The sequence below is a fragment of the Pantoea sp. CTOTU49201 genome (genome assembly GCF_032054795.1).
Classification (GTDB): domain Bacteria; phylum Pseudomonadota; class Gammaproteobacteria; order Enterobacterales; family Enterobacteriaceae; genus Pantoea; species Pantoea symbiotica.
On the sequence record NZ_DAMBSA010000408.1, the window covers coordinates 1 to 4,125 of the forward strand.

3 protein-coding genes and 1 pseudogene are annotated in these 4,125 nt (G+C 56.2%); all 4 read left to right on the forward strand.

Annotated features, from left to right (window positions below):
• A partial coding sequence (locus tag RTY00_RS21070) for a class I SAM-dependent methyltransferase (protein ID WP_312666011.1) occupies positions 1–710 on the forward strand: 710 nt, incomplete at its 5' end.
• Positions 711–715: 5 nt separating this feature from the next.
• Positions 716–2,626, forward strand: coding sequence for an ABC transporter ATP-binding protein (locus tag RTY00_RS21075; RefSeq protein WP_176970851.1), 1,911 nt, complete (start codon positions 716–718; stop codon positions 2,624–2,626).
• A 15-nt stretch (positions 2,627–2,641) separates the two neighbouring features.
• Positions 2,642–3,925 carry a membrane integrity-associated transporter subunit PqiA gene (pqiA, locus tag RTY00_RS21080; RefSeq protein WP_312666014.1) on the forward strand — a complete coding sequence of 428 codons (1,284 nt, stop codon included), beginning with the start codon at positions 2,642–2,644 and terminating at the stop codon, positions 3,923–3,925.
• A pseudogene (locus RTY00_RS21085) lies at positions 3,897–4,125 on the forward strand (paraquat-inducible protein B); the annotation flags it as partial. The gene pqiA and the pseudogene RTY00_RS21085, both read left to right, overlap by 29 nt.

Below are 4,125 nucleotides of genomic sequence, written 5' to 3' on the forward strand. Positions count from 1 at the left end.
TGGAGATCCCGGCGAATCGTCTGGTGATGAAAACCCGCGAGCGCCAGAAAGGCAAAAGCCAGTATCAAAAGCTGGGCGAGAAGGGCGATTTCTTCGAAGTGCAGGAATTTGATGCGCGTCTGCTGGTGAATCTCACCGATTATCTGGATACTGGTTTGTTCCTCGATCACCGTATCGCGCGCCAGATGCTGGGCAAAATGAGCGCAGGCAAAGATTTCCTCAACCTGTTTGCTTATACCGGTACCGCCAGCGTGCACGCCGGTTTGGGTGGCGCGAAAACCACCACCACCGTGGATATGTCGCGTACTTATCTGGAGTGGGCCGAGCGCAACCTGCGTCTCAACGGTTTAACCGGCCGTCAGCACCGCCTGATGCATGCAGATTGCCTGAGCTGGTTGCGCGAGAGTGACGAACAGTTCGATTTGATCTTTATCGATCCACCGACGTTCTCTAACTCTAAGCGCATGGAAGATGATTTCGACGTGCAGCGCGATCACATGATGCTGATGCAGAACCTGAAACGTCTGCTGCGTCGCGGTGGCACCATTATGTTCTCCAACAATAAGCGCGGCTTCAAAATGGATCTCGACGGCTTAGAGCGTCTGGGTCTGCAGGCGCAGGAAATTACCCAAAAAACGCTGTCGCAGGATTTCGCGCGCAACCGTCAAATTCACAACTGCTGGCTGGTTAGCCAGGCCGGTAAGGAATAAGTTTTATGTCACTGATCAGTATCCATGGCGCTTACCTCTCGTTCAGCGATGCGCCGCTGTTGGATAACACCGAACTGCATATCGAAGAAGGCGAACGCGTCTGTCTGGTTGGCCGTAACGGCGCCGGTAAATCGACGCTGATGAAAATCATCAACGGCGAACAGCCGCTGGATGATGGTCGCATCATTTATGAGCAGGATTTGGTGGTGGCGCGTCTGCAACAGGATCCGCCACGCAACATTACCGGCTCGGTTTACGACTTCGTTGCCGAAGGCGTGGCCGAGCAGGCTGAGCATCTCAAGGCTTATCACGCGATTTCCCATCTGGTGATGGAAGATCCGAGCGAGAAGAACCTCAACGAGATGGGGCGTCTGCAAACTATTCTCGACCACCAGAATCTGTGGCAGCTGGATAGCCGTATCAACGACGTGCTGCTGCAGATTGGTCTGGATGCGGATACCGAGTTGTCCTCGCTCTCCGGCGGCTGGCTGCGTAAAGCGGCATTGGGCCGCGCGCTGGTGAGCAACCCGCGCGTGCTGATGCTCGACGAACCGACGAACCACCTCGATATCGAAACCATCGACTGGCTGGAAACGTTCCTCAAGACCTTTAGCGGCAGCATCGTGTTCATCTCGCATGACCGTTCATTTATCCGCAACATGGCAACGCGTATTGTCGATCTCGATCGCGGCAAGCTGGTTTCCTGGCCGGGCAACTACGATCTGTTCCTGACCGGCAAAGAAGAAGCGCTGCGTGTCGAAGAGATGCAGAACGCCGAGTTCGACCGCAAGCTGGCGCAGGAAGAAGTGTGGATCCGTCAGGGCATCAAAGCGCGCCGCACGCGTAACGAAGGCCGTGTACGTGCCTTGAAAGCGCTGCGTAACGAGCGCTCTGCACGCCGTGAAGTGATGGGCAAAGCCAATATGCAGGTCGGCGAAGCGGCCCGTTCCGGCAAAATCGTGTTTGAGATGGAAGATGTCAATTACAGCGTGGGTGGCAAAACCCTGGTGAAAGACTTCTCAACTCAGGTACAGCGCGGCGACAAAATCGCCCTGATCGGCCCGAACGGTTGCGGTAAAACCACCTTGCTGCGTTTGATGCTGGATCAGCTGAAAGCCGACAGCGGCCGCGTGCACTGCGGTACTAAACTGGAAATCGCTTACTTCGATCAGCACCGCGCTGAGCTGGATCCGGATCGTACCGTAATGGATAACCTCGCTGAAGGTAAGCAGGAAGTGATGGTCAACGGTAAACCGCGCCACGTGCTCGGTTACCTGCAGGACTTCCTGTTCCATCCGAAACGCGCCATGACGCCGGTGCGCGCCTTGTCCGGCGGTGAGCGTAACCGCCTGCTGTTGGCGCGTCTGTTCCTCAAGCCAAGCAACCTGCTGATTCTCGATGAACCGACCAACGACCTCGACGTTGAAACGCTGGAGCTGTTGGAAGAGCTGGTGGATGGTTATCAGGGCACCGTGATGCTGGTGAGCCACGATCGTCAATTCGTCGACAATACCGTGACCGAGTGCTGGATCTTCGAAGGCAACGGCGAAATCGGTACCTTTGTTGGTGGCTATCACGATGCTCAGCAGCAGCGCGCCGCGTATAAGCAGGGTAAAGCCTCACAGGCCAAATCAGCTGCACCGGCGAAAACTGCAGAGAAAAGTGACGCCGCCAAACGTCCAGCCAACAAGCTAAGCTATAACCTGGCACGTGAACTGGAACAGCTGCCGCAAAAACTGGAGCAGCTGGAAACCCGCATCGGTGAGTTGCAGGCCAAAATGAGTCACCCGGACTTCTTCAGCCAGCCACACGATAAAACCCAGCCGGTTCTGGATGCGTTAGCGCAAACCGAACAGGAACTGGAAGTGGCGTTTGAACGTTGGGAAGAGCTGGAAGCGCTGAAAAACGGCGCGTAATCGGAAGGAGTCAGCATGTGTGCAGCGGATCAAGCGCATCAGTGGAGTCTTTGTCCACAGTGTGATTTAACAGTAAAGCTGCCCGCTGTACCGGTCGGCAGCCGTGCGCGTTGCCCGCGTTGTCACACCACGCTGCAAGCCAACTGGCAGGAGCCGCGTCGACGTCCGACCGGCTACGCCCTTTCGGCGCTGTTTATGCTGGTGCTGGCCAATCTGTTTCCTTTCATCAATATGCACGTCGCGGGATTGAGCAGCCAGATATCGCTGCTCGAAATCCCGCAGGTGATGGATCGCGAAGATTACCGCAGCCTGGCCACACTGTTTCTGCTGTTTGTGCAGGGCATTCCCGCCTTCTGCATGATCACCATTATCCTGCTGGTCAATAACGTTCGCATGCCGCATAACCTGCGGCTTGGGTTGGCGCGCGTGCTGTTTCAGCTGCGTAGCTGGGGCATGGCGGAAATCTTTATGGCTGGCGTGCTGGTCAGTTTCGTTAAGCTGATGGCGTACGGTGAAATTGGCCTCGGCAGCAGCTTCTGGCCGTGGTGTCTGTTCTGCGTGCTGCATCTTCGGGCGTTTCAATGTGTTGATCGCCGCTGGGTGTGGCAACGTATCGATCCGTTGCCGCCGCTACCAAAAGTGCCGCTGGCCGGTGTTAGCGGCTTAAAGCAGGGTTTGCGCAGCTGTCCTTGTTGCACCGCTATTCTGCCCGCCGACCAACTGGCGTGCCCGCGTTGTGGTGTGAAGGCGCATGCGCGCCGTAAGAACAGCTTGCAATGGACGCTGGCGCTGCTGATTACCTCAGTGATGCTCTATATTCCCTCCAACATCATGCCGATCATGGTGACCGAAACGCTCGGTTCGCAATATCCCTCGAACATTATGGCCGGGGTAATTTTGCTGTGGAGCGACGGTTCGTGGCCGGTAGCGCTGGTGATCTTCATCGCCAGTATCATGGTGCCTTCGCTGAAAATGCTGGCGATTGCCTGGCTGTGCTGGCACGGCAGCGGACGTGGCGGGCGCGATGATGAAAAGATGCACGTGATTTATGAGGTGGTTGAGTTCGTTGGCCGCTGGTCAATGATTGATGTGTTTGTTATCGCCGTTCTCTCTGCGCTGGTGCGGATGGGAAGGCTGATGAGTGTGTATCCTGCGCCGGGTGCGCTGCTGTTTGCCATGGTGGTGATTCTCACGCTGTTCGCCGCCATGACCTTTGATCCGCGCCTGCTGTGGGATCGACAACGAGAAACTGAACGTAAGGAGCCGCGTCTTGACGGACAACCATCACGGGACTGCTAAGGTCGACCAGATTAAACGCTGGTCACCGGTCTGGATTGTACCCATTGTCACGCTGTTAATCGGCGGATGGATTCTTTTTTATCACTTCAGCCATCAGGGCCCGGAAGTGACGCTGATTACCGAAAATGCGGAAGGCATCGAAGCCGGTAAAACCACCATTAAGAGCCGCAGCGTCAACGTGGGTGTGGTGGAAAGCGCGG

Excerpts from the sequence above, each read along its gene's own strand:
- RTY00_RS21075 (WP_176970851.1), top strand. The coding sequence starts at position 716 with ATGTCACTGATCAGTATCCATGGCGCTTACCTCTCGTTCAGCGATGCG.
- pqiA (WP_312666014.1), top strand. The coding sequence starts at position 2,642 with ATGTGTGCAGCGGATCAAGCGCATCAGTGGAGTCTTTGTCCACAGTGT.